The organism is Bacillus sp. AR4-2, from assembly GCF_008274865.1.
GTDB lineage: Bacteria > Bacillota > Bacilli > Bacillales > Bacillaceae_G > Bacillus_A > Bacillus_A cereus.
Map to the genome: position 1 here is coordinate 2329156 of NZ_CP031062.1, position 24202 is coordinate 2353357.

Sequence of the window (24202 nt, forward strand, 5' to 3'; positions counted from 1 at the left end):
AAAAACATTTTAGAAAGAATCCGTTTTGTAAATCCATTTATCGATACTTTTTATGAGAGAGCACTTACAGGGAGTGCTCTCTTTTTATGGGTTATGTTGGAATGTAAAAAACACTTAAACTAATGGTAATTAATGTAAATCTATATTATTAAAGTTAAAGTAGTTATCAAATCTTAGGAAGACTCCCTAAGGTGCCTTAAATTAGTAAAGCGCAGTATCCCCTTTTTAATTCATTTATTCATTAATTCATTTATTTATTTATTTATTTAAATATTAATAATAAGATTGAAAATGTTATAATTAGTAAAGATTTCTAATAATTAGATTGAGAGGATACAATATTATGGGTTATAAGTTTCGTAGAATTATCCAAGTTTCTCCGGGTGTGAAAATTAACTTTACATACACTGATTCGGGAGGAAGAACCGTTCCGCCTGAATCAAGAGTAACAACTTATGTACCTGGCACCGGAATCTCGTATACACCACGAATAGCAGAGTCAAATAACTATTATAAACAACGAGGATTTCAAAGACAAAACACTCCCTATCCCACTATGAATGAACAGGATTACAATACGATAAAAGCATTTGAGCCGGTAAGAGAAACCAATACTTACCTTGTTACTGCTTTTCGTAAGAAGGATAATCAAGTAAACTCCGTGGGTAGAAAACTAATGAAACCACTTTCCATAATTGCAGGCATTTTTGCAGGCCTATTCTTACTTATGATGCTTGTTATACCTGCTCTATTCCTGGCAGTCATGTCTTTCCTATGCTATAAAAATATAAAAACACCATTTGCAGTTGTATGCCCAGAATGTGATGCTGAGAATCTATTCATTTTTGAAGAAGAGAAAATTGCTTGTCGTAAATGTGAGAGCACTCTTATTATACAAAAATAAAAGACGTTCATTTGAGCGTCTTTTATTTTTGTTTGGACTTTTATTTTCAAAATCATAAAATTGGATTCATTTACAAATAGATTAGAGCTCCACTTCTTGTAGGAGGGTCGTACTTATTAGTTTTTCAAGTAACAATCACTTTAATCCAATGTTATCAATTTCTAAAATATGTTACGATTTGAACTGGGAGGGAAATATATGAAAATGAAACAGGAAGATATGTATAAAGAACTAATAGATAAGAAAAGAACGGTTACTATATTTTTAAAAAGTGGTGTTCCGATACGAGGAAAAATACTTTCAATGGATACATACTTCTCATTTTCTGAATTCTGATCTTACTGATACCTGGTCTATTGGTTATTCTTTTTATTTAAATGCAATTAATGAAAAAAAGTGAATGCTATACAAAATATGGTTATAGAGCATCCGGAATCGCCAGTAAATAAGGGGAATATTATTTGTAAATTGATTGATCATGGTCATATTGCACTTACTAAACAAAGTTTTACAGAAACCCAACATGGAAATAAATCTAAAAAAGAAATAAAAGAGAAACAATATTATAAAATACTTAAAGATAAGTTTAATATTTTTTAGACAAATTTTATTTCTCTTCATCTCTATTCATTCATGGAGAGAAAAGGTTCTTATAAAAAGAACTTAATATCTGATCAGTTGTTAAATTATCATTTTAAATATATAATTGAATTTCAAAAATATGTGATTTAAATCACATATTTTTTTGAAATTATTTATTATTTGAGGTGTATAGAGTGGGGAAATCTCGCGAACAAACAATTGAAAATATTTTAGAAGCGGCTAAGAAAAAATTTGGAGAGAGTGGATATGATGGTACAAGTATCCAAGAAATTGCAAAAGAAGCAAAGGTGAATGTTGCTATGGTTTCGTATTACTTTAACGGAAAAGAGAATCTTTACTTAGAGGTATTTAAAAAATATGGTTTTGCAAAAAAACTACCGAATTTTCTTGAAGAAACGAAACATAATCCTAAAACTGCTCTAAGACAATATTTAAATTTCTTTATTACACATATAAAACAACATCCTGAAATTGGAACGCTTGCATATGAGGCAATTATCAAAGAAAGTTCACAATTGGAAAAAATAAAACCATATATTATTGGGAATTTTGGACAATTAAAAGAAATCTTATTGGAAGGGAAAGAACAAGGGGTTTTTCATTTCTTTTCGACAAGCCATGCTATTTATTGGATTACCTCCATAGTCTTATTTCCGAAATTTAAAAAGTTTATTGATTCGATGAATCAAAGTGACTCCGACGATATGCAAACAGAGTGGATAACAGATGATCTTGTAAACAGAATTATTTCTTCATTAATACATAATCCTACATTATAAAATATCCCTTATTTAAAAATGAATCGACAACTGATTCAATTTCCCGATTCATGAAATTACTAAAAAGTATTTGGAGTTATAACCACTGGTATTTCACATCCTTAAATAATTGTAAGTGCCATTATTTAGAATGTATCGGTATAAAAGTACATAATCCTTTTTTTAGATGATAAAAAATTAAAAACTGCTAGTGCCATATGTATGTGTTGAATAGGATTAGTTACGTTATAATTTGTAAGTTTATAAATTACATAGATAGAATTTTTAAACATTTTACATTTCTAAATAAAGTTAAAAATCCACATCTACAGAGGTATTGGTGGGTGTGGATTTTTTAATTTTTTAGAGTAAGTGACTAAGATTTCTATGTCATAGGAGGGCTCTTAATACAGTATGCAAATCGTGAATTGTTTGTATACAAACATGAGGTAGTATCTCACTATATAGATATGCGATTAGGCATATTTTATTTGATGAATTATAACTCTTATCTCCAAATATCTAACGAGACCTTACTAGAGATATTGGATTCGTATAACGAATATGTAAATAAAAAATAAAAAAATTAAATAATTCATATGAAAGGATGGGAAGAAGAAAGTAATTTAATAATGTTACTCCTTGAATTATATTATCTATAAATACATGTAATGTAATATGAAATATTACATATTTAAATAATTACTGTATGTAAAATGTTATATTCTTTGATGGAATATATAATTGGAGGAAACATTATGAATAAGAATTTAAAATTTACTCAAATGATGATTGGGATTAGTACGGTGGCATTATCATTTGGAAGTATTCAAACACAGGTATCAGCAGAAGAAAAAGTACCCTATAATATCTTACAGATAAAACCAATTGGGACAGAAACTTCAAAAGATGAAATCGTACATGTTACAAAAACTGACGAAACATTGACTTTTGAAGAGCGTTTAAAAGTAGGCGATTTTTCACAACGTCCTACTCTGGTTATGAAACGTGATGAAATTCAATTAAAGCAAAGCTACTCTCTGGCAGAACTGAATAAAATGCCTGATAACGAACTCATTGACACACTCTCAAAAATTTCTTGGAATCAAATTACTGATTTATTTCAATTTAATCAAGATACGAAAGCATTTTATCAGAATAAAGAACGCATGAACATTATCATTAATGAATTAGGACAACGAGGAAAATCGTTTACTAAAGAGGACTCAAAGGGCATTGAAACATTTGTTGAAGTACTACGTTCTGCTTTTTATGTGGGATATTATAATAATGAATTAAGTTACTTAAAAGAGAGAAGCTTCCATGACAAATGTTTACCAGCATTAAAAGCAATTGCAAGAAATCCCAACTTTGCATTAGGTACAGCCGAGCAAGATAGGGTAATAGCTGCGTATGGAAAATTAATTAGTAATGCTTCTAGTGATACTGAAACAGTGCAGTATGCGGTAAATATTTTAAAACACTATAATGATAACCTTTCTACGTATGTAAGTAATTATGCAAAAGGACAAGCTGTATATGAAATTGTAAAAGGAATTGATTATGATATACAGTCTTATTTACAGGATACGAATAAGAAACCTAATGAAACAATGTGGTATGGAAAGATTGATAACTTTATAAATGAGGTTAGTAGAATTGCTCTCGTGGGGAATATAACAAATGAAAATAGTTGGTTAATTAATAATGGCATTTATTATGCAGGACGTTTAGGGAAATTTCATAGTAATCCAAACAAAGGATTGGAAGTTATTACACAAGCGATGAACTTGTATCCTCGTTTAAGTGGAGCTTATTTTGTAGCAGTAGAACAAATGAAAACAAACTATGGTGGAAAAGATTATAGTGGAAATGCAGTAGATTTACAGAAAATACGTGAAGAAGGGAAACAACAATACTTACCTAAAACATATACATTTGATGACGGATCTATTGTCTTTAAGACGGGAGATAAAGTAACAGAAGAAAAAATTAAGAGATTATATTGGGCAGCCAAGGAAGTAAAAGCACAATATCACCGTGTAATTGGAAATGATAAAGCACTAGAACCAGGTAATGCTGATGATGTACTAACAATAGTAATTTATAATAATCCAGATGAATATCAATTAAATAGACAATTATATGGATATGAAACAAACAACGGTGGAATTTATATTGAAGAGAAGGGGACTTTCTTTACATATGAGCGTACGCCAAAGCAGAGTATTTATAGTTTAGAAGAGTTGTTCCGTCATGAATTCACTCACTATTTACAAGGAAGATATGAGGTTCCTGGTTTATTTGGAAGCGGAGAAATGTATCAAAATGAACGATTAACTTGGTTTCAAGAAGGGAATGCAGAATTTTTTGCAGGATCTACACGTACAAATAATGTTGTTCCGCGTAAAAGTATGATAAGTGGCTTATCATCTAATCCAGCAAGCCGTTATACAGCAAAGCAGACTTTGTTCTCAAAATATGGATCATGGGACTTTTATAAGTATTCCTTTGCACTACAGTCATATTTGTATAATCATCAATTTGAAACATTTGATAAGCTTCAAGATTTAATCCGTACAAACGATGTGAAAAATTATGACTCATATCGTGAATCATTGAGCAACAATACACAATTGAATGCAGAATATCAAGCGTATATGCAGCAGTTGATTGATAATCAAGATAAATATAATGTACCGCAAGTAACAAATGATTATTTAATTCAACACGCACCAAAGCCGCTAGCTGAAGTGAAAAACGAAATTGTGGATGTAGCAAATATAAAAGGTGCCAAAATTACAAAATATGAGTCGCAATTCTTTAATACATTTACCGTGGAAGGCAAGTACACAGGTGGTACATCAAAAGGTGAGTCTGAAGATTGGAAAGCGATGAGTAAACAAGTAAACCAAACTTTAGAGCAGTTATCCCAAAAAGGTTGGAGTGGTTATAAAACAGTTACAGCCTATTTCGTAAACTATCGTGTGAATGCAGCTAACCAGTTTGAATATGATATTGTTTTTCATGGTGTTGCAACAGAGGAAAAGGAAAAAACGACTACTATAGTAAATATGAATGGACCATACAGCGGGATAGTAAATGAAGAGATTCAATTTCATAGCGATGGTACAAAAAGTGAAAATGGAAAAGTTATTTCTTATCTATGGAACTTTGGAGATGGTACTACAAGTACAGAAGCAAATCCTACCCATGTATATGGAGAAAAAGGAACATACACTGTGGAACTAACAGTAAAAGATAGTAGAGGAAAAGAAAGCAAAGAACAAACAAAAGTTACTGTAAAACAAGATCCGCAAACAGGTGAATCTTATGAAGAGGAGAAGGTACTCCCGTTTAATACGCTTGTAAAAGGAAATCTGATTACTCCTGATCAAACAGATGTTTATACGTTTAATGTTACAGATCCAAAAGAAGTAGAGATTTCTGTGGTAAATGAACAAAATATTGGGATGACATGGGTACTTTATCATGAATCAGACATGCAAAATTACGTAGCTTGTGGTGAAGATGAAGGAAATACTATAAAGGGAAAATTCGTAGCGAAACCAGGGAAATATTATCTGAATGTGTATAAATTTGATGATAAAAATGGTGAATATTCACTATTAGTAAAATAAATTCATTTCCGATATGTATACGAGAGTTGTATTTTAGGAGGAGTCTGTCACGATAGGCTCCCCCTATTTTTTTATTTATAAGGATGAAACTAAGCTTCCAACCTGTGTTCCGATTGGGAGGCATACAGGTGACACTCCAGGATTTAGTACTTTTGCTGAAGTACACTTGACGGAGAACGCATGCTTGTTATCAGGTTTGAGTAATACGAAAAGCGCTAACAGTCAGGATTCTTCTTCCATTTGGTGAAAAAGAAAAAATTTCCACGGAACAATAATTTCTCAAGTAGAATATTTTGTTATGTGGAAAATAAAGTAAAATGAATATTTACGTTATAGAAGAAGTGCTGTAAAATATTGTTTATATTAAGATTTTTTGTATATTTCAATAATTAATTCTATTGGCTTTCATTCCAATCAAAAAACTGTCATAAAAAAAGAGGGGGGAAGACATTATTTGCTAAAATTTGTTTGTAAAAGCTTTTAACCTGTTAAGAGCAATCCTAAGGTAGACTATTAATTTCTTTAATAATTTTTGCTTTCCTTTAGTACTTGGCATAATGCATTAAAAAGTTTAAATTTTGAAAGGAGAATTTGACATTTTATATATATAGTATTTTTTATTGTATTCCTAACCATTCAAAGAGAAGGGGATGTGATTAAGGTGAATAATACATATAATGAAAAGACGCATACATTGATTAAACAATTATTAAAAAAGTTTTCACCAAAAGTTCCTGGCTTTGCATATATGGCCAGTTTTGATAGCGGAGTAACGTATAAAGGTGCAGTTGGCTTAGCTTCTATAGAGGAAAATCTACCGATAACCACAAAGAGCGTTTTTAATATCGCTTCAGTTTCTAAACAATTTACAGCGTTTTCTATATTACTCTTAGAACAAGAGGGAAGATTGAGTTTAGATGATTCAATTGTAAAGTTTGTCCCTTCTATAGGAACATATGCTGAACCAGTAACATTGAGGCATCTAATTCATCATACTGGCGGACTAGTTGATTATATGGAATTGGCTCAAGCAGAAAATATTAAATTTACTGATATATTAACTGTGGAACAATCGCTAAAACACCTTAATGGTCATCAAATTGCAAGGTTCCCTGTTGGCACAAAATTTGAGTATAGCAATACAGGATATTTTTTATTGTCATTGGTGGTAGAGAAGGTAAGCGGGAAGTCTTTACGTCAGTTTGCAAAAGAACGTATTTTTGATTCTTTAAATATGAAAGACACAACAATTGTAGATTGCTACCCAACTACTATATCAATTGCTAGGGGGTATTCAAAGAATGAACAAGGAGCATATATGGTCTATGAAAGCCCTTGGGAACATACAGGTGATGGGGCAGTTCATGCAACAGTCGAAGACCTGGTAAAGTGGGGAGAAAATTTAACTACAGGTACCGTTGGCCGAAAAGAACTTGTTAAAAGAATGAGCGAAATAGGCCTGGAAATTTCTCCAACTGGGGAAACGATTATTGACAATGAAGATTATGCTTTTGGGCTAAGGCTTGCAGAAGGTTTTAACTGTCGATACTTGGAACATTCAGGTAGCTGGGCAGGTTATCGTTCATACTTCATGCGGTTTCCAAAAGAATATTTGACTGTTGTAGTACTAAGTAACTATGATGGATTTGACTCTAAAAAATATGCTAATGAAATAGCAGGAATTATTTTAGAAAAGTAAAAAATAGGGTGTAGAAGAGTATCTGGATTTGGTTAACCACACGTTGTTTTAGGTGTAATTGATTTTGGGAACGGAAGGCAGGCATATATTTATGCCTGCTTTTTTGTATTAAAATGAACATAGATATTAATTTTTTGTAAATATGGAACAATGTCATTACTTACAATGTCTATTAAGCGTTGAAACATTTTTTATTTAATAAATTAAGAAAGAAATAATGATTTTTAATTAAGGGAGAAGATTGAATTGAAAAAATTATGGATGCTGTTTTTCATTTGTTTCGCAGTTATGTTGGTAGGATGTAATAAAAACGAACCGCCAAAACAAGCATTTGAAGAATATATTAATTTATGGAATGATAAAAAGTTTGCAAATATGTATGATCATTTATCAGATCATGCCAAAAAATCGATTTCTAAAAAAGAATTCACAGAAAAATATCAAAAAATCTATGAGGGGATTGGAGCTAATAATTTAAAAGTTAAAATGAAAGGAGAGAATACGAAAGATAAAGAGCTTTTTCTTTTTGAAGTTAAGATGGATACGGATGTAGGACCAGTTTCATTCATCCATGAAGCAAAACTTGTGAAAGATAAAGAGTCTTGGAAAATAGATTGGACGCCAGACTTCATTTTCCCAGGTATGAAAAAAGATTACAAAGTACGTATGCAAATAGAGCAAGGAAAACGCGGGGAAATATATGATCGAAATGGAAAAGGGCTTGCAACGAATGGTAAAGCAACTGAGGTTGGAATTATTCCAGAGAAACTAGGCGAAACAGCAGCGCAAACGAAAGAAATAGTAGCACAATTACTTGATATGTCTACAGAAGAGGTTGAACAAAAGCTCACAGCGAAATGGATAAAACCAGACTCCTTTGTACCAATTGGTATTTTAAAAGAGGGAACCAGACAGAATGATTATATTGAATTAGAAGGAGTTTCATCTCGTCCAGTAAATATTCGTACGTATCCATTAGGTGAAGCAGCGGCACACTTAACTGGATATATAGGAAAGGTGAATGCGGAGGAGTTAAAATCACTTCAAAAACAAGATTATCAAGTAGACGATTTAGTAGGTAAGACTGGTTTAGAGAAAGTGTTAGAAAATAAATTGCGTGGTGAAAAGGGTGGACGCATATTTATAGAAGATGAGAATGGGAAAGAGATTAAAAACGTAGCAAAAAAAGAAGAAAAAGAAGGAGAAAATGTTACGTTAACAATTGATGCTGCAATTCAAGAAAAAATCTTTAATGAGATGAAAACTGAAGCAGGATCTAGTGCAGCGGTCAATCCTAAAACGGGTGAAACAATCGCACTTGTAAGTAGCCCTGCTTATAATCCAAATATAATAGTTAGAGGAGCATCGAAAGCCCAGCGAGAAGCATGGAGTAACGACTCGAAACTACCAATGATGAATCGCTTCACACAAGCATTTGTACCAGGTTCCGTATTTAAAACGATTACAGGTGCAATTGGTTTGGAAACAAACACAATAAATCCGAAGGAAGAATTTAAAATTCAAGGATTGAAGTGGACAAAAGATTCATCTTGGGGAAATTACTATGTAACGCGTGTGAAGGATGCAAGTCCAATTGATTTTGATAAGGCAATGAAGTACTCTGATAATATTTATTTTGCTCAACAAGCTTTGAAAATAGGAAAAAATCAGTATGTAAATGAACTGAAGAAATACGGTTTTCATGAAAAATTACCAATCGAATACGAATTTCCTATTTCAATCATTGCAAAAGATGGGATAAAAAACGATATCCAACTAGCAGACACAGGCTATGGACAAGGACAAGTATTAATGACGCCACTTCATTTAGCATTAACATATGCACCGATTGTGAATGAAGGGAATATTCCGTCGCCTCATCTTTTAAAAGAAGCAAAAGTAGCGGGGAATTGGAAAGAAAATGTGGTTTCTAAAAAGAATCAAGAGATATTAAAGAATGCATTAATCAAAGTCATTAATGACCCTGATGGCGCAGGGAGAATTGCAAAGGTTGATGGTGTAACGCTTGCTGGTAAAACTGGTACAGCAGAACTGAAAGAGTCGAAAGAAGCAGACGGAAAAGAACTGGGATGGTTCGCAGCTTTCGATGCAAATGCGCCAGACATGATTGTTACCATGATGATTGAAGATGTAAAAGGAAGAGGAGGAAGTAATGTTCCAGGTGAAAAAGTAAAACATGTATTTCAGAAATAACACTTAATTATAAGGTGAATTTTTTCACTACATTTATTATATGTTTACTTAACTCAAAGGTATAAATTGGGGGGAATATAGAGCAATTAAATTTCAAAAAGCATTCTTTCTAATCAAGAATGCTTTTTTGCTGCGACTCTAGAAAGTTAATACCTTATCTTAATTTTCATTTCTGAAAAGTTGGCATTGCTAATGGTAAATAGAAGAGTATAGCAAATTGAAATGGATAAGTGGAGTGTTACGTTAAATTTAAAAAATAGATTACTGTAAGTGGATTTTTATCATTGTATGCTTTACTGGTTTTTTAGTAGTATTATTCTGCCTGAAAAAAGATAAACAATGGAACAAATGAAACTTGTATCTTGTCTATATATTGAAACCATAATAAAAGTGAGGGCAGTTTTATGTTTATTCAAATAAGTTTGAGGTGTGGAAATGGAACAGACGTTTATTGAAAAGTGTAATCATGATGAGCTGGACTATGTTATAAAAGACTATTGGCAAGATGTATGGAATTATTCATTTATTATTACGAAAGATCCACACTTATCAGATGATATCACGCAAGATGTATTTATAAAGGTGTTTAAAAATTGGAATTCATTTCGAAAGGAGTCATCTATTAAAACGTGGTTATTAAAAATTACAAGAAATACGGCAATAAACTATTTGAAATCATCCTATTTTAAAAGGATATCTTTAATAGGATTTTTTAGTGACGATAAGCAATCCTTGTCAGCAGAGCAAGAATTTTTTAACCAAGAAGAAATGAATGAGGTGTGGAAGGTTGTATTAAAACTACCTAAAAAGCACCGTGAAATAATCATATTGGATGCAAAATATGAATTATCTTATGAAGAAATGGCTGAAACGTTAGGAGTATCCATTGGAACTGTAAAATCGAGATTAAGTAGAGCGAGAAGTAAGGTTTCAAAATTAATAGGGGAGGGTAGTAGTGATGAACAATAAACAAAATCCTGACTGGTATAGAAAAATAAAAAAAGGCCCAATGGAGAATCGTAAAGATGAAGAAGAATTTATTTCTAAAATAAAGCAGTCTATATACGAAAATAATGAAGTGGATTTTGTAAAACATAAAAGACCATTTCGTAAAAAAGCATTACCTATTGTAGTTGTTTTAGTTTGTACAATGTTATTTTTCATTGTTCAACAACCTTGGCTTGATGATAATAAATCACCAGTACAAAGTAGTACACAAATTAAGCCTAAAACAAAAGATGAGTCTGCTCAAGATCCATCATTAAAACAATTTATGAATGAACTATATCAAAGTACGAACTCAAAAAATGAAAATGACCTGTACAAAGCGTTAAATGATGAAGTTCTATTTAAAGGGAAGAGTTATAAGAAGGATGAACTGAAGTTTGATGAAGATATTTTTCATGAGTTGCAAGTCGCCCTTACAATGGGGGGAGAGTTTGCAAATGATACAAAGCAAGTATATAAAGTACCAAGTGGATTGACGGAAAGTAACCAACCAAAGCAAGCACATTTTATATATGCAACTGTTACTGGAAATAAAACAAAAATTTTAGCAGAACCAAAGCGAGAATCACAAGTTTTATATGAAGTATCTAATGAAATGGTAAAAGCTTGGATTCCAGAAAAAGTGCAGAATGATGGATATATAAAAATATCGACAATTAACGGTAATACTGGATATGTACAGAAAGAGTACGTTTTAACTGATATTAAATATTCATTTATGTTCGAAAAGAATAATGAAGGTATATGGAAAATAATAAATATAGATTCTATATGGTAAAAGAGGAAGGTTCACTTTAATGAACCTTCCTCTTTGTTTTTATTCTCTTTTTGAAGAGTATTCCAGTACTCTAAAATTTCTGATGTAACGAGAGCGGCAATGTTTTTTTCGGAATTACTGCCAGGAATAACGACAGAAATAGCAATTTGTGGATCTTCAGTAGGAGCATATGCAATGAAAAGAGAATGATTTATCATTCTTTCTTGCTCATTTGGAAAACCTGTAATACCTGTTTTACCTGCGACGTCAAAGGGCAACTTTTTAATTTCCTCTATATTTTGACTCATTCCACCTTGCACGACACTCCAAAAGTTCATCGGGTAACGATTTGAACTTTCTAAAATGGGTTTAAACTTTTTTGTTTCCTTACCATCTTGACCAATAATCGCACTTACGATTTGAGGTTTATATTTATCACCTTTACTTGCCAATGTTGCTGCATATTGAGCGAGTTGAAGAGGAGTATGCACTTCATTTCCTCCCCAAGAGGCATTTAATAAAGCAGAAATCCCATTTTCAAATTTATTAGATGGATGGAATTCATATTGTCCGTCTTCTTCAAAGGGCAAATCAATCCCGGTTTTAGAACGTAGGCCGAATTGCATTAAATAATCTGTCCATATATGTGCCACTTTTTCTATATTTCCATTATTTTGGTTGAATAAGGGCAGAGCTACTTTTGCTGTCATAAATGTGTTAGATGAATTAATGATAGCCTGCCTCGGTGTAATCTCACCTGTTGGTGTTCCAGGTGCATTCGTAATGTTATTTTGATTATCATACTGAAAAGTACCTTTATCTAAATAAGTATCTTCGGGTTGAAAAAGTTTTTCGTTTAATCCAATTAAAATAGTAAGTGGTTTTATAGTAGAAGCCATATTTACATAAGATTCACCATACTTTAATTTTTGAATCGCTTTATTTTGCGAAAGAGATTTAATATTTTCTTTTCTAGAAGATACATGTGTATTTAATATATTTGGATCAAAAACTGCCGAGTTGACCATAGTTAAAATCGCGCCAGTTTTTGCATCGCTCACTACAGCATAACCAGCTTTAGCATCAGGTGTTTTCTTAATTTGCGATCTTAATGCTTCTTCTGCCTTTTGCTGCAACTCAGAGTCTAAAGCTAGCCGTACATCTTTTCCTTTTTGTACTTTTTGAATGTTCCATAAGAACTTTTTATTATTCAAGTTAAAAATAAGAGTTTTACCTGGTTTTCCTTTTAAATCATTTTCATATTGCAGCTCAATCCCGCTTTTTCCAACAGCCATATGCTTTGGATTAAGGTCATTTTCTACATACCCAATTACTTGTGAACCAATTTCGTGTTTAGGATAATATCGAATCCATTCATCTTTAATTATTACATTATTGGGTTTGTTTTTGTTTATGAATGCAAGTTCATTCTCAGTTATATCAGAGTATAACGGTATATCATTCATAGTCTGCTTTTTACAAGATTGTTGTAATTGAGATTTTATGTTCTCTGTAGAAATATCATGTTGAAACTCGCTTGAAAATTGATTGAAAAAAGCTAATGTGCTTGATGTATCTTGTCTCGATAGCTTTTCATCATTAGAAGTGCAATATAGAGACTTAACTTTCTTATTTGTAGCTAGTATTGCACCATTTTGATCAAAAATCTTTCCTCTTTCAGCTGAAGAAGTTGCGATAGTAATTGAAATGAAGTTGATTTTTAATAAAATTAGTAAAATCAAACCTACAATAGAAAGAACCGCAAATAATCTCCATCTTTTTGTATGTAACATATAACCCTCCCTTATGTAGCCTACTTCATCTTATATTTAATTATTTTTTTTGTAAATGTGGAACAACTGTATTGTTTAGGTTGTCTATTAAGTATTACAGCATGAAGAAAGGAATAATTAGCATGAAAAATTACTAGCACGTTTATATGTAAGTTTAATAAGAGTCATTATACAGTTTAGCACTTCTAATGCAAGTGGCAAAAAATAGAGAGAAAACAAGAAGGGAGAGTTATTAATTCCGTAGCTAAACGAAAAGGAATGGTTGCTTACAAGGATTAAGCAAAAAATTGAGGCGATATTTATAACCGATTATCGGTATCTAATATATAAGGAATGCTTTTAGTATTTGTAGCAATTCCTGAAAGGATTAAATGGAGGATTTATGAAAGAACAAAAAGGCAAGAAGCAGAAGACATATATATCTATTCGATTAAATATAATGTTCCTTTGCATATTTGTACTATTCTCAGCTATTATTATGCAGCTAGGAAAGGTACAAATCGTTGAGGGAGAGGCTTATAAGAACCAAGTGGAAAGTAGTCAAAATGCAATAACTAGTATTCCAGTTCCACGTGGACAAATTTTAGATCGAGAAGGGAAAACAGTTGTTAATAATAAATCTCTTCGCACAATTACGTATACAAGGATGAAGGGAATTACGAGTGAAGATATTTTAAAAACAGCAAAAGACTTGGCGAAAGTACTTGAAATACCTGAACAAGATATAAATAAATTAACAGATATCGATAAAAAAGATTTTTGGATGCAGTTGAATTCGAAACGTGCGGAGACAAAGATTACTAAGAAAGATATAGAAAAGTTTAAAGAAAAGGGTATAGAGGGAAAAGAGTTAGATAAAAAAATAGAAGACTTAAGAAGAGGTCGTGTTACAGAGGTAGAATTAGCAGAATTAACAGCAGAAGATTTAAAGGTGTTAGCTATTAAAAGTAAAATGAGTTCAGGTTATCAACTAACACCACAAATCATTAAAAAAGATGTAACAGATGAAGAGTATGCGCGGATAAGCGAAAATCTTGCGAATTTTCCAGGAGTAGATGCAACTGTTGATTGGGAACGTAATTATGTAAACGGTAATTTATTTCGTTCTGTATTAGGAAATATTACGAGTAGTGAAGAAGGATTACCGAAAGAAAATTTAGATTCTTATTTAGTACGTGGATATAACCGTAATGATCGTGTTGGAAAAAGTTATATTGAACAACGATATGAAGATGTATTACACGGCACAAAAGAAGAAGTGAAAAATATTACTGATAAATCAGGAAACATTGTTAGCGCAGAAATAATCTCTAAAGGAAAAAGTGGTAATAGTTTAACATTAACGATTGATATGGAATTACAAAAGAAAGTTGAAGAAAGTATAGAGAAAAACTTGAGAGCTTTTAAGAGTTCAGAGCCACTGCTCGATCGAGCTTTTGTTGTCATGACGAATCCAAAAAACGGACAAATTTTATCAATGGCAGGCAAAAAGATTGTAGAAAAAGAAGGGAAAATAGAGGTTGAGGATTTGGCATTAGGAAACATGACAACTTCGTATGAGCTAGGGTCAGCTGTAAAAGGTGCTACTTTATTAACTGGATATGAGACAGGGGCAATACATCCAGGAGATCAATTTTATGACGCGCCGATGAAATTTAAAGGTACACAAGCTAAGAAATCGTGGAATGTATCCGGATTTGGTAATATTAATGATTTACGGGCTTTACAAGTATCTTCGAATGTATACATGTTCCAGACAGCATTAAAAATTGCGGGAGTCAATTACGTACCAAATGGCTCATTGGATATTAAACAAGGAGCATTTGATACGATGCGCTATTATTTCAAGCAATTTGGTTTAGGTGTCCCAACAGGTATTGATTTACCGAATGAAATAATTGGACAAACGAGAAAAGTAGATAGTCAACCTGGGTTTTTACTAGATTTTTCTATCGGTCAGTATGATACGTATACGCCGTTGCAATTAGCGCAATATATTTCAACGATTGCGAATGGTGGTTATAGAATGCAACCTCAAATTGTACAAGAAATACGAGAACAATCAATAAAAGAAGAGGTCGGCAAAGTTATACGTTCCATAGAGCCTGTCGTATTAAATCGAATTGATATGAAGAAAGAACATATTGATCGGATAAAAGAAGGGTTTAGATGGGTATTCCAAGAAGGTGATGGAACTGGCGTGAAATATTTCAAAAACGCGCCATATAAACCAGCAGGAAAGACAGGAACAGCCCAAACTGTATATGGTGGAGATGACCCGATTGGCAGAAATGCAAAAGGAGAACGTATGGAATGTTACAACTTAACGTTAGTTGGATATGCTCCATATGATAATCCAGAAGTAGCATTTTCCGTAGTAGTTCCATGGCTTCATGATGATAAAAATGGAATTAATTCTATAATTGGAAAGGAAGTTTTAGATGTATACTTTGATTTGAAACAGCAACGTATACATGGTGAATCTACTAGTACAGGTAGTTCTAAGCAAAATTAAGATGCTTTTCTCAGGGAAGAGAACCTGTTTGTATAAAGCCATTTATAAGAAAAAAATGAAATGTGAAATAAGAGATAGCGGCGATCATAGCTACTATCTCTTATTTTGTTAATAACTCTCATACTAGCTATAAAATTTTTTTCAGTTTATGGAACAAATTTGGTTCGGTGATTGTCTATTATGTGTACGTATAAAAAGGTACTAAAAATTTGGAAGGAATGATGATTTTGAAAAATAAGAGGATGTTAAAAATAGGAATATGCGTTGGTATATTAGGTTTAAGTATTACAAGCCAAGAAGCTTTTACAGGAGGGGCACTGCAAGTTGAAGCGAAAGAAAAGACTGGACAAGTGAAACATAAAAATCAGGCGACGCATAAAGAGTTCTCTCAACTTGAGAAAAAATTTGATGCTCGATTAGGTGTATATGCGATTGATACTGGTACAAATCAAACAATCTCTTATCGATCTAACGAAAGATTTGCCTTCGCATCAACCTACAAGGCTTTAGCCGCAGGAGTATTACTACAGCAAAACTCAATTGATTCATTAAATGAAGTAATCACCTATACGAAAGAAGACTTAGTGGATTATTCACCTGTTACAGAGAAACATGTAGATACTGGAATGAAACTAGGAGAAATTGCTGAGGCAGCTGTTCGTTCAAGTGATAATACTGCAGGGAACATTTTATTTAATAAAATAGGAGGACCTAAAGGATATGAAAAAGCGCTTAGGCATATGGGGGATCGGATTACTATGTCTGATCGCTTTGAAACAGAATTAAACGAAGCTATTCCAGGAGACATTCGTGACACTAGTACAGCGAAAGCTATTGCTACGAATCTTAAAGCTTTTACGGTCGGAAATGCACTTCCAGCTGAAAAGCGTAAAATTCTTACAGAGTGGATGAAAGGAAATGCTACAGGAGACAAACTTATTCGTGCAGGCGTACCAACTGACTGGGTAGTTGGAGATAAATCAGGTGCTGGCAGTTACGGGACAAGAAATGATATTGCTATCGTTTGGCCTCCAAATAGAGCACCAATTATCATCGCAATTTTATCTAGTAAAGATGAGAAAGAGGCAACTTATGATAATCAACTCATTGCAGAGGCAACTAAAGTTATAGTTAAGGCTCTTAGGTAATAGTATTTTAGTTTTCGCATTTTTAACATGAAAGTATTAAAAGTATAAAGTTAGAAAACGACTCTTTTCGTGTGATAAGAGTCGTTTTTGTATTCTTATTATTAAAAAGGTAAAAGTAAAAATATAACGAATATATATGACATATCTCATATGAAATTTCATGTACTGTATTATTTTATTAATTTAAATAAATTTCAAGAAAGTATAATATAATTCAGTTAGCATATAGAAGTGTTTGATGAGAATGTAAAGGAGAAAATATGAAAAAAGAAGATTAATAGAATTGTAGATTATTTGTATATTAGTAGGTTTTACAATCTTTTTATATTTACAGAATAATTTAATAAGTATAACTGAGATTAAAATAACCTCTAGTAAAATACCATCCTCTTTTAAAGGGTATAAAATTCTACAAATTTCAGACTTACACAATAAAAAATTTGGTGATAATCAAGATGTGTTAATTCAAAAAATGAAAAGTATAGACCCAGATATTATTGCAATTACGGGTGATTTAATTGACAGTAAATCATACGATGCAGAAGTTAGTATGCAATTAATACGAGAAATGGTAAAGAAGTATCCTGTATATTTTGTGACAGGAAACCATGAACAATGGTCTGGAAAGTATAACAGTTTAGAAAAAGAGTTGAAGAAATATGGTGTCAATGTTTTAAGGAATGAACATGTAGGCATTCGAAAGGGTGAGCAAGAGATAAACTTGCTAGGTATTGATGATCCAGAGTTTGGTACTGGAAACCGTGATGAAGGAAATATTATAATAGATGAAATTAAAAAAGCAAAAATTGAAATGCAGTCAGATAGATATAATGTATTATTATCCCACAGGCCTGAATTTATAAAGGAATATACGAATGAGAGGTTGGATTTGGTTTTATCGGGACATGCTCATGGAGGGAAAGTTAGATTGCCATTTATCGGAGGATTAGTTGCGCCAAATCAAGGTGTTTTATCTAAATATACAGCAGGTTTATATGTAGAACAAAATACATCAATGGTAGTGAGTAGAGGATTAGGAAATAGTATCATTCCGCAAAGGATTTTGAATAGGCCAGAAATTGTAGTCGTGCAGCTAAATTAAGCTGTACGATTTTTTTTATACAAAAATGAGTAAAGGGGCTTTCTGTATTTTGCAGGAGTAAACATTACAATTTTGTTAAAAATTTTCTACGTTACATAAAGTAACAAAATTTGACCCTCAGTGTTTGTTATAGTGTAAATAATCAAAAAACTTAAAATTTGTCGAGTGAAAATTGTGATAAGTAATTCATATAAAAAACTTAAAGGGGTGTACACATGCATAAAGAATATGAAATTGAAGAATACACGGCGATTGAGGAACAGATCCATTATTATTGTAAATGTTTATTAGTAAGTCATCCTGATCAAATAATAAAGTATTTAGAAAAAAGGTTAGAAAAATATGCAGAAACATTACAATATGCACATTTATATCCTGACACAGTTATTTTACCGTTACAGCAATTAGTTATCGAATATTCTTTAGACGTTGCTAGAATTCGGAAGTATATGAATTTAAAAACGTAAAGTGAAATTTATAGTTTAAATGAAACAGAGTCGACTTTAGGAAATGAAATTCTAATGTCGACTCTGTTTCATTGTTTAATATCGGTGATTGAACATACATACTAATCAACGAAGTTTGACATATAATTAAGCAAGAGTAAAATAAAAGTGAGTACTCACTCATTTTTATTGGAAAAGGAGGATGAAACGTGCAACAACCTTCAATTATTTTACGGACTGTATCAAAAAGTTTTGGAAAAAAAGAAGTGTTACACAATCTTTCATTGCAAGTTGAAAAAGCAGAGATTTTTGGTTTTGTTGGACCTTCTGGATCGGGGAAAACAACGCTCATTAAAATGATTGCAGGTATTAATGAGGCAACGAAAGGTGAAGTGCTTGTTAATAATACTAATATGCCTAATTTAAATGAAATGAAACGAATTGGTTATATGGCCCAGGCGGATGCATTATATGAAGAATTGTCAGCATATGAAAATGCAGATTTTATAGCAACGATGTATGGATTAAAGGGAAAAAGTAAAAAGACAAGAATTGCAGAGGTTTTTGAACTTGTACAATTGTCACAGTATATGAAAAAGCAAGTACAACAATTTTCAGGTGGAATGAAAAAACGCTTATCATTAGCAATAGCACTCCTCCATGAACCAGAAATATTAATTTTAGATGAGCCTACAGTGGGGATAGATCCGCTTCTTAGGAAAACGATTTGGGAAAAATTTTATGATCTTAAAAAGAAAGGCACAACGATTATTGTAACGACGCACATTATGGATGAAGCTGAATTTTGTGAGCGTCTAGGATTAATTAGAGAAGGGAAACTAGTTGCGGTTGGAACAACTGAAGAATTGAAAAAACGCGTGTCATCTGGACGGATTGAAGATGTCTTTTTGTTGGAAGAGGTGGTGTCATCATGAGAGTTACTGGTGTAATCATTCGTATTATTCGCCAATTTTTTCGAGATAAGCGTTCGTTAGCGATGATGTTTGGGGCACCAATGTTATTACTTTGGCTATTATCGCTAGTGTTTACACAAAAAGACTATATACCGCAAATTGCTGTTGTTGATATGCCCGCTCAAATAGTAAAAGTGATGAAAAATCAAGAAGCGTCAATTTATGAATACAGTAAAGAAAACGCGATTTCTGAGTTAGAAAAACAAAAGGTAGATGCAATACTTCGAATAGAGAATGGAAAAATGAAACTTCTGTTGGAAGGTAGTGATTCGTCAAAAAATCGTGCTGTACTTCAAGTATTGCAAAAAAGCACAGAGAAGAATGATGTATCGATTATGAAACCTGAAGTAAATTATTTACATGGCTCTAAAGACTTTACGATGTTTGATGGGCTTGGTCCTGTATTAATTGGTTTCTTTACATTTTTCTTTGTATTTATATTATCAGGTGTATCTTTCGTAAGAGAACGTTTAAGTGGTACGCTAGAAAGGTTATTATCCACCCCAGTAAGAAGATGGGAAATAGTCGCAGGGTATATTATTGGTTTTGGAATCTTTGCCTTTATACAATCCATTATTATCGTAAGTTTTTCCGTTTATATTTTAGATTTATACGTAGCTGGCTCCATATGGCTAACGTTACTTATTACATGTATGCTCTCTTTAACTGCACTAACATTAGGTACGTTTTTATCGGCATACGCAAATAATGAATTTCAAATGATTCAATTTATACCGCTTGTTATTGTGCCACAAATCTTCTTTTCTGGATTGTTTCCAATGGAATCTATGAATAAGTGGCTACAAATGTTAGGGAAAGTATTTCCACTCACATACGGCGCTGACGCAATGAGACAAGTGATGATTCGGAATCAAGGGTTTACAGAGATTGCATTAGATCTTACTGTATTATTACTTTTTTCACTATTATTTGCAGTAGGAAATGTATTTGCTTTAAAGAAACATCGCAAAATATAATAATAACAAAAAGGAGCTTTATAAATGCAGAAGGATTGGCTGGAGGAATTAATAGCTGCAACTAATACGGATAAACGAAATGAACGTCAAATGCGAATATTAGAGGCGGCTGTTGATATGTTTGGAGAAAAAGGATACGCTTCAACTTCAACAAGTGAAATTGCAAAACGGGCTGGTGTAGCGGAAGGAACCATCTTCCGCTACTATAAGACGAAAAAAGATTTATTACTAGCGGTCGTAATGCCAACTTTAACTAAGTTCGCTGCACCATTTTTCGTTCAAACCTTTGCAAAAGAAATATTTAAATCAGAGTATGAATCGTATGAAGGACTTTTAAGGGTTGTAATTCATAATAGATTTAAATTTGCTCAAAAACACTTTCCTATGATAAAAATATTAATTCAAGAAGTACCATTTCAACCAGAACTAAAAAATGAAATACAGCAATTAATAGAAACAGAACTTTTTTCACATTTCAAAAAATTGATTGTGAAATTTCAAGAAGAAGGAGAGATTATTGAAATACCGTCATCTTCCGTATTACGTCTTACTTTATCAGCTGTATTAGGTTTATTATTAACACGATTTTTATTATTGCCTGAAGAAAAATGGGATGATGAAGCGGAAATTGAAAATACGATTCAATTTATATTGTATGGATTAACTCCACGAATTTAAGCGTTGAAATGTGAATTACATACATTACTTTTAAGTAAAAATAAATCGCCTTTAAAAAGGCGATTTATTTTCATTATATATTTTTGATAAATAAGTACTTGTTTACTAAAAACATTCTAAATCAGCGTGTTTCTTTGTCTCTTTTTCTAAGACCTAATAATCCTGCTAGTCCTAATAAACCAAGCCAAGCCCAATTATTATTTCTATCACGATTATCATTTAAATCATTTGTTGTATTAACATTTCGAGTTCTTACATCATTATTAACTCTGTCTAAGTTATTGTCATTTACTCGAGTTGAAATATTAGTGTTATTAACTCTATTCATATTATTTCCATCGTATTCAGCTTGCGCAGATGTACCTAAAAACATAATAGATAGTGCTAAAACACTTAAAATAGATGATAATTTCTTTTTCATAACAATCCCTCCTTTCTTAATCATTAATTTCTCCGAAGCATGTGTGTATTATTCATTTCACAATATCTAAACCTTCATTAATTGGGCGCACATTTATAGAAAATAGAGTTGAATGATTGTTAATATATCATTGGATATATATTTCTCATAAAAATAAAGGAATCAAACTTTGCTTAAAATGTTAATCTTAGTACAATTTATATTATACGGACTAGCACTAAGGAGGTAATGAGATGCGACAATTTGCAAAACCTACAATCGTCGTAAGTAAATGTTTAGAATTTGATGCTTGTCGTTATAATGGAGAGATGATTCCAGATGTAACAATACGAAATTTGCAGCCATTTGTTACATTTATACCTGTTTGTCCAGAAGTGGAGATTGGATTGGGAACTCCTCGTGAAACGATACGAATTGTAGAAGAAAATGGTATGAATAGACTTGTGCAACCGTCGACACGAGAAGACGTTACTGAAAAAATGGAGCAGTTTTCAAATGACTTTTTACAAACGATATCGGATGTGGATGGTTTTATTTTAAAGAATCGTTCACCAAGTTGTGGTACGCGTGATGTGAAAATTTATTCTGGTTTTGAAAAAGCACCAGCAAAGGGAAAAGGAGCTGGCTTATTTGGCGGAGCAGTAGTAAAAAATTTTTCGCATCTTCCTATTGAAGAGGAAGGCAGATTGTCGAATTTTATTATTAGAGAGCATTTCTTTACAAGGCTATTTACAATCGCATATTACAAAATGATTAAACATAATAAAAATATGAAAGACCTTGTATCGTTTCAGTCGGACAATAAATATTTATTTATGGCATATAATCAGGTGAAACAAAAGGAATTAGGGCGTATAATTGCAAATCACAAAAATGAAAAGATTGAAGTGGTATTTGAAAACTATGAGAAGACTTTATATGAATTATTTATGCGTGCGCCCCGTTATACATCGAATGTAAATGTATGCGAGCACATTTTTGGATATTTTAAAACAAAGCTAAAAAAACAAGAAAAAGATCATTTTATAGAACTGTTACAAAAGTATGCAGAAAAGAAAATACCACTTAGTAGTTTACTTACAATTTTAAAATCATGGGCCATTCGATTTGATGAAAAGTATTTATTAAGACAAACGTATTTCGAACCATACCCTGAAGCATTAGTAGAAATTTCGGATTCGGGAAAAGGTAGAGATTATTAAACAATAAATTACATAATTCGACACAAAATCTCCTATGTTGTTGTAGAACAATGTAGGAATTTTTTTGTGCATTAGTACAGAATCTGTTTTAAAATTAAGTTATGACAGAATTATAGCAATTGTCTAACTAATATTCTTGTCTTTTAAGTTGTTATGTTTGTAGTAGAAACTCGCACGCTGTCGAAACTCAATATTCGATAAGGGGTGTGTAGCGGAATGGAATTTACTCTAACTCGCGAAAAACAAATGATTAAAGAAATGGTACGTGACTTTGCTGAAAAGGAAATCGCACCGAAAGCTGTATATTATGACAAAACTGCAGAGTTTCCATATGAAACATTTCAAAAAATGGGCGAACTAGGATTATTAGGCATCCCATTCCCAGAAGAGTATGGAGGTTCAGGTGGCGATACGGTATCGTATGCGTTAGCAGTTGAAGAAATTGGTCGCGCTTGTGGTGGCACCGGTTTAAGCTATGCTGCAACAATTTCATTAGGTGCTTCTCCAATTTATTATTTCGGTACAGAAGAACAAAAACAAAAGTATTTAGTTCCAATGGCATCAGGTAAAACATTAGGTGCCTTCGGATTAACGGAGCCGAATGCTGGATCAGATGCAGGTGGTACTCAAACGAAAGCGGTATTAGATGGTGATGAGTATGTAATCAGTGGTGAGAAGTGTTGGATTACAAACGCAGAGTATGCAAATACAATTATTGTAACCGCTGTCAACGGTGTTGAAGAGAATGGTAGAAAACGTATTTCTGCATTTATCGTGCCTACTACGAGTGAAGGGTTAACGATTTCAAGTCCTTACGATAAGATGGGTGTTCGTGCTTCTAATACTTGTGAAATCGTACTTGATGGTGTTCGTGTACCGAAAGAAAATATTCTTGGTGATGTAAATAAAGGTTTTAAACAATTTTTATATACACTTGATGGAGGGCGTATTTCAATCGCAGCATTGGCAGTTGGTATTGCGCAATCAGCCTTTGAACGTGCATTGCAATATGCGAAAGAACGTCAACAATTTGGAAAGTCAATCTCTAATTTCCAAGCGATTCAATTTAAATTAGCTGATATGGCGACTGAAGTAGAGTTAGCTCGTAATTTAGTACATAAAGCAGCTTGGTTAAAAGATAACGATAAACCTTTCGGCAAAGAAGCGGCAATGGCAAAACTATTTGCATCGGAAGCGGCAAGCCGTATTGCAAATCAAGCAGTACAGATTCATGGTGGATATGGCTATATGCGTGAATATGAAGTTGAACGACATATTCGTGATGCGAAGCTATTAGAAATTGGTGAAGGAACTTCTGAAATTCAACGTCTCGTAATTGCTAGACATTTAGGATGTAGATAA

The 24202-nt window shown here is 32.5% G+C and carries 18 protein-coding genes and 2 pseudogenes; 18 read left to right on the forward strand and 2 right to left on the reverse strand.

Annotated features, from left to right (window positions below):
• Positions 1 to 343: 343 nt before the first annotated feature.
• The 9 genes and pseudogenes from DN399_RS11990 (at position 344) to DN399_RS12030 (ending at position 11605) form a co-directional block, all read left to right on the forward strand.
• A complete protein-coding gene (locus DN399_RS11990) occupies positions 344 to 904 on the forward strand; it encodes a DUF4236 domain-containing protein (protein WP_149149601.1) in 561 nt (186 codons plus the stop codon).
• 198 nt (positions 905 to 1102) lie between these two features.
• Positions 1103 to 1219: pseudogene (locus DN399_RS11995) on the forward strand (LSm family protein); the annotation flags it as partial.
• Positions 1218 to 1504: pseudogene (locus tag DN399_RS28640) on the forward strand (arylamine N-acetyltransferase); the annotation flags it as partial. The pseudogenes DN399_RS11995 and DN399_RS28640, both read left to right, overlap by 2 nt.
• Before the next feature lie 176 nt (positions 1505 to 1680).
• On the forward strand, positions 1681 to 2286 hold the full coding sequence (locus tag DN399_RS12005; RefSeq protein ID WP_149149603.1) for a TetR/AcrR family transcriptional regulator: 606 nt from the start codon (positions 1681 to 1683) through the stop codon (positions 2284 to 2286).
• Positions 2287 to 3023: 737 nt separating this feature from the next.
• Entirely contained in the window at positions 3024 to 5906 is a 2883-nt protein-coding gene (gene colA / locus DN399_RS12010; RefSeq protein ID WP_149149604.1) for a collagenase ColA, read from the forward strand.
• A gap of 661 nt (positions 5907 to 6567) precedes the next feature.
• Positions 6568 to 7605 (forward strand): serine hydrolase domain-containing protein, encoded by a 1038-nt coding sequence (locus tag DN399_RS12015; protein WP_149149605.1) that lies wholly within the window; start codon positions 6568 to 6570, stop codon positions 7603 to 7605.
• A 246-nt stretch (positions 7606 to 7851) separates the two neighbouring features.
• On the forward strand, positions 7852 to 9819 hold the full coding sequence (locus tag DN399_RS12020; RefSeq protein ID WP_149149606.1) for a penicillin-binding transpeptidase domain-containing protein: 1968 nt from the start codon (positions 7852 to 7854) through the stop codon (positions 9817 to 9819).
• A gap of 435 nt (positions 9820 to 10254) precedes the next feature.
• The gene (locus tag DN399_RS12025) at positions 10255 to 10788 is read left to right on the forward strand and encodes an RNA polymerase sigma factor (protein ID WP_149149607.1); all 534 of its coding nucleotides are present in this window, start codon (positions 10255 to 10257) and stop codon (positions 10786 to 10788) included.
• Entirely contained in the window at positions 10778 to 11605 is an 828-nt protein-coding gene (locus tag DN399_RS12030; protein ID WP_033696287.1) for an SH3 domain-containing protein, read from the forward strand. The genes DN399_RS12025 and DN399_RS12030 overlap by 11 nt, the downstream gene beginning before the upstream one ends.
• A gap of 11 nt (positions 11606 to 11616) precedes the next feature.
• Here the strand turns inward: DN399_RS12030 and DN399_RS12035 are convergent, their stop codons facing one another.
• The gene (locus tag DN399_RS12035) at positions 11617 to 13377 is read right to left on the reverse strand and encodes a peptidoglycan D,D-transpeptidase FtsI family protein (RefSeq protein ID WP_149149608.1); all 1761 of its coding nucleotides are present in this window, start codon (positions 13375 to 13377) and stop codon (positions 11617 to 11619) included.
• Between the two features lie 382 nt (positions 13378 to 13759).
• Here DN399_RS12035 and DN399_RS12040 point away from each other — a divergent pair, with 382 nt between their 5' ends.
• From DN399_RS12040 to DN399_RS12070, 7 genes are all read left to right on the forward strand, one after another.
• On the forward strand, positions 13760 to 15892 hold the full coding sequence (locus DN399_RS12040; RefSeq protein ID WP_149149609.1) for a peptidoglycan D,D-transpeptidase FtsI family protein: 2133 nt from the start codon (positions 13760 to 13762) through the stop codon (positions 15890 to 15892).
• Between the two features lie 221 nt (positions 15893 to 16113).
• On the forward strand, positions 16114 to 17040 hold the full coding sequence (bla, locus tag DN399_RS12045; RefSeq protein ID WP_149149610.1) for a class A beta-lactamase Bla1: 927 nt from the start codon (positions 16114 to 16116) through the stop codon (positions 17038 to 17040).
• A 289-nt stretch (positions 17041 to 17329) separates the two neighbouring features.
• Positions 17330 to 18142 (forward strand): metallophosphoesterase, encoded by an 813-nt coding sequence (locus DN399_RS12050; RefSeq protein ID WP_149149611.1) that lies wholly within the window; start codon positions 17330 to 17332, stop codon positions 18140 to 18142.
• A gap of 215 nt (positions 18143 to 18357) precedes the next feature.
• On the forward strand, positions 18358 to 18609 hold the full coding sequence (locus DN399_RS12055) for a hypothetical protein (RefSeq protein ID WP_000548621.1): 252 nt from the start codon (positions 18358 to 18360) through the stop codon (positions 18607 to 18609).
• A gap of 188 nt (positions 18610 to 18797) precedes the next feature.
• Positions 18798 to 19523: an ABC transporter ATP-binding protein gene (locus DN399_RS12060; protein WP_001187075.1), complete on the forward strand. Its 726-nt coding sequence runs from the start codon at positions 18798 to 18800 to the stop codon at positions 19521 to 19523.
• Complete coding sequence (locus tag DN399_RS12065) at positions 19520 to 20539, forward strand: ABC transporter permease (protein ID WP_006928521.1); 1020 nt, start codon at positions 19520 to 19522, stop codon at positions 20537 to 20539. Before DN399_RS12060 ends, DN399_RS12065 begins: the two co-directional genes overlap by 4 nt.
• 24 nt (positions 20540 to 20563) lie before the next feature.
• Positions 20564 to 21217, forward strand: a complete 654-nt coding sequence (locus DN399_RS12070; RefSeq protein WP_001168188.1) for a TetR/AcrR family transcriptional regulator — start codon at positions 20564 to 20566, stop codon at positions 21215 to 21217.
• Positions 21218 to 21338: 121 nt separating this feature from the next.
• On the opposite strand, the gene DN399_RS12075 is transcribed toward DN399_RS12070, so the two are convergent.
• Positions 21339 to 21638, reverse strand: a complete 300-nt coding sequence (locus DN399_RS12075) for a WGxxGxxG family protein (protein WP_149149612.1) — start codon at positions 21636 to 21638, stop codon at positions 21339 to 21341.
• A 233-nt stretch (positions 21639 to 21871) separates the two neighbouring features.
• On the opposite strand from DN399_RS12075, the gene DN399_RS12080 reads away from it, so the two are divergent.
• On the forward strand, positions 21872 to 22840 hold the full coding sequence (locus tag DN399_RS12080) for a YbgA family protein (RefSeq protein ID WP_113304432.1): 969 nt from the start codon (positions 21872 to 21874) through the stop codon (positions 22838 to 22840).
• Between the two features lie 216 nt (positions 22841 to 23056).
• Positions 23057 to 24202: an acyl-CoA dehydrogenase gene (locus tag DN399_RS12085; RefSeq protein WP_000397282.1), complete on the forward strand. Its 1146-nt coding sequence runs from the start codon at positions 23057 to 23059 to the stop codon at positions 24200 to 24202.

Bases quoted from the DNA above. Each gene is read 5' to 3' on its own strand.
- DN399_RS11990 (WP_149149601.1), top strand. From the start codon at position 344: ATGGGTTATAAGTTTCGTAGAATTATCCAAGTTTCTCCGGGTGTGAAA.
- colA (WP_149149604.1), top strand. From the start codon at position 3,024: ATGAATAAGAATTTAAAATTTACTCAAATGATGATTGGGATTAGTACG.
- DN399_RS12025 (WP_149149607.1), top strand. From the start codon at position 10,255: ATGGAACAGACGTTTATTGAAAAGTGTAATCATGATGAGCTGGACTAT.
- DN399_RS12030 (WP_033696287.1), top strand. From the start codon at position 10,778: ATGAACAATAAACAAAATCCTGACTGGTATAGAAAAATAAAAAAAGGC.
- DN399_RS12035 (WP_149149608.1), bottom strand. From the start codon at position 13,377: ATGTTACATACAAAAAGATGGAGATTATTTGCGGTTCTTTCTATTGTA.
- DN399_RS12040 (WP_149149609.1), top strand. From the start codon at position 13,760: ATGAAAGAACAAAAAGGCAAGAAGCAGAAGACATATATATCTATTCGA.
- bla (WP_149149610.1), top strand. From the start codon at position 16,114: ATGATTTTGAAAAATAAGAGGATGTTAAAAATAGGAATATGCGTTGGT.
- DN399_RS12055 (WP_000548621.1), top strand. From the start codon at position 18,358: ATGCATAAAGAATATGAAATTGAAGAATACACGGCGATTGAGGAACAG.
- DN399_RS12065 (WP_006928521.1), top strand. From the start codon at position 19,520: ATGAGAGTTACTGGTGTAATCATTCGTATTATTCGCCAATTTTTTCGA.
- DN399_RS12070 (WP_001168188.1), top strand. From the start codon at position 20,564: ATGCAGAAGGATTGGCTGGAGGAATTAATAGCTGCAACTAATACGGAT.
- DN399_RS12075 (WP_149149612.1), bottom strand. From the start codon at position 21,638: ATGAAAAAGAAATTATCATCTATTTTAAGTGTTTTAGCACTATCTATT.
- DN399_RS12080 (WP_113304432.1), top strand. From the start codon at position 21,872: ATGCGACAATTTGCAAAACCTACAATCGTCGTAAGTAAATGTTTAGAA.
- DN399_RS12085 (WP_000397282.1), top strand. From the start codon at position 23,057: ATGGAATTTACTCTAACTCGCGAAAAACAAATGATTAAAGAAATGGTA.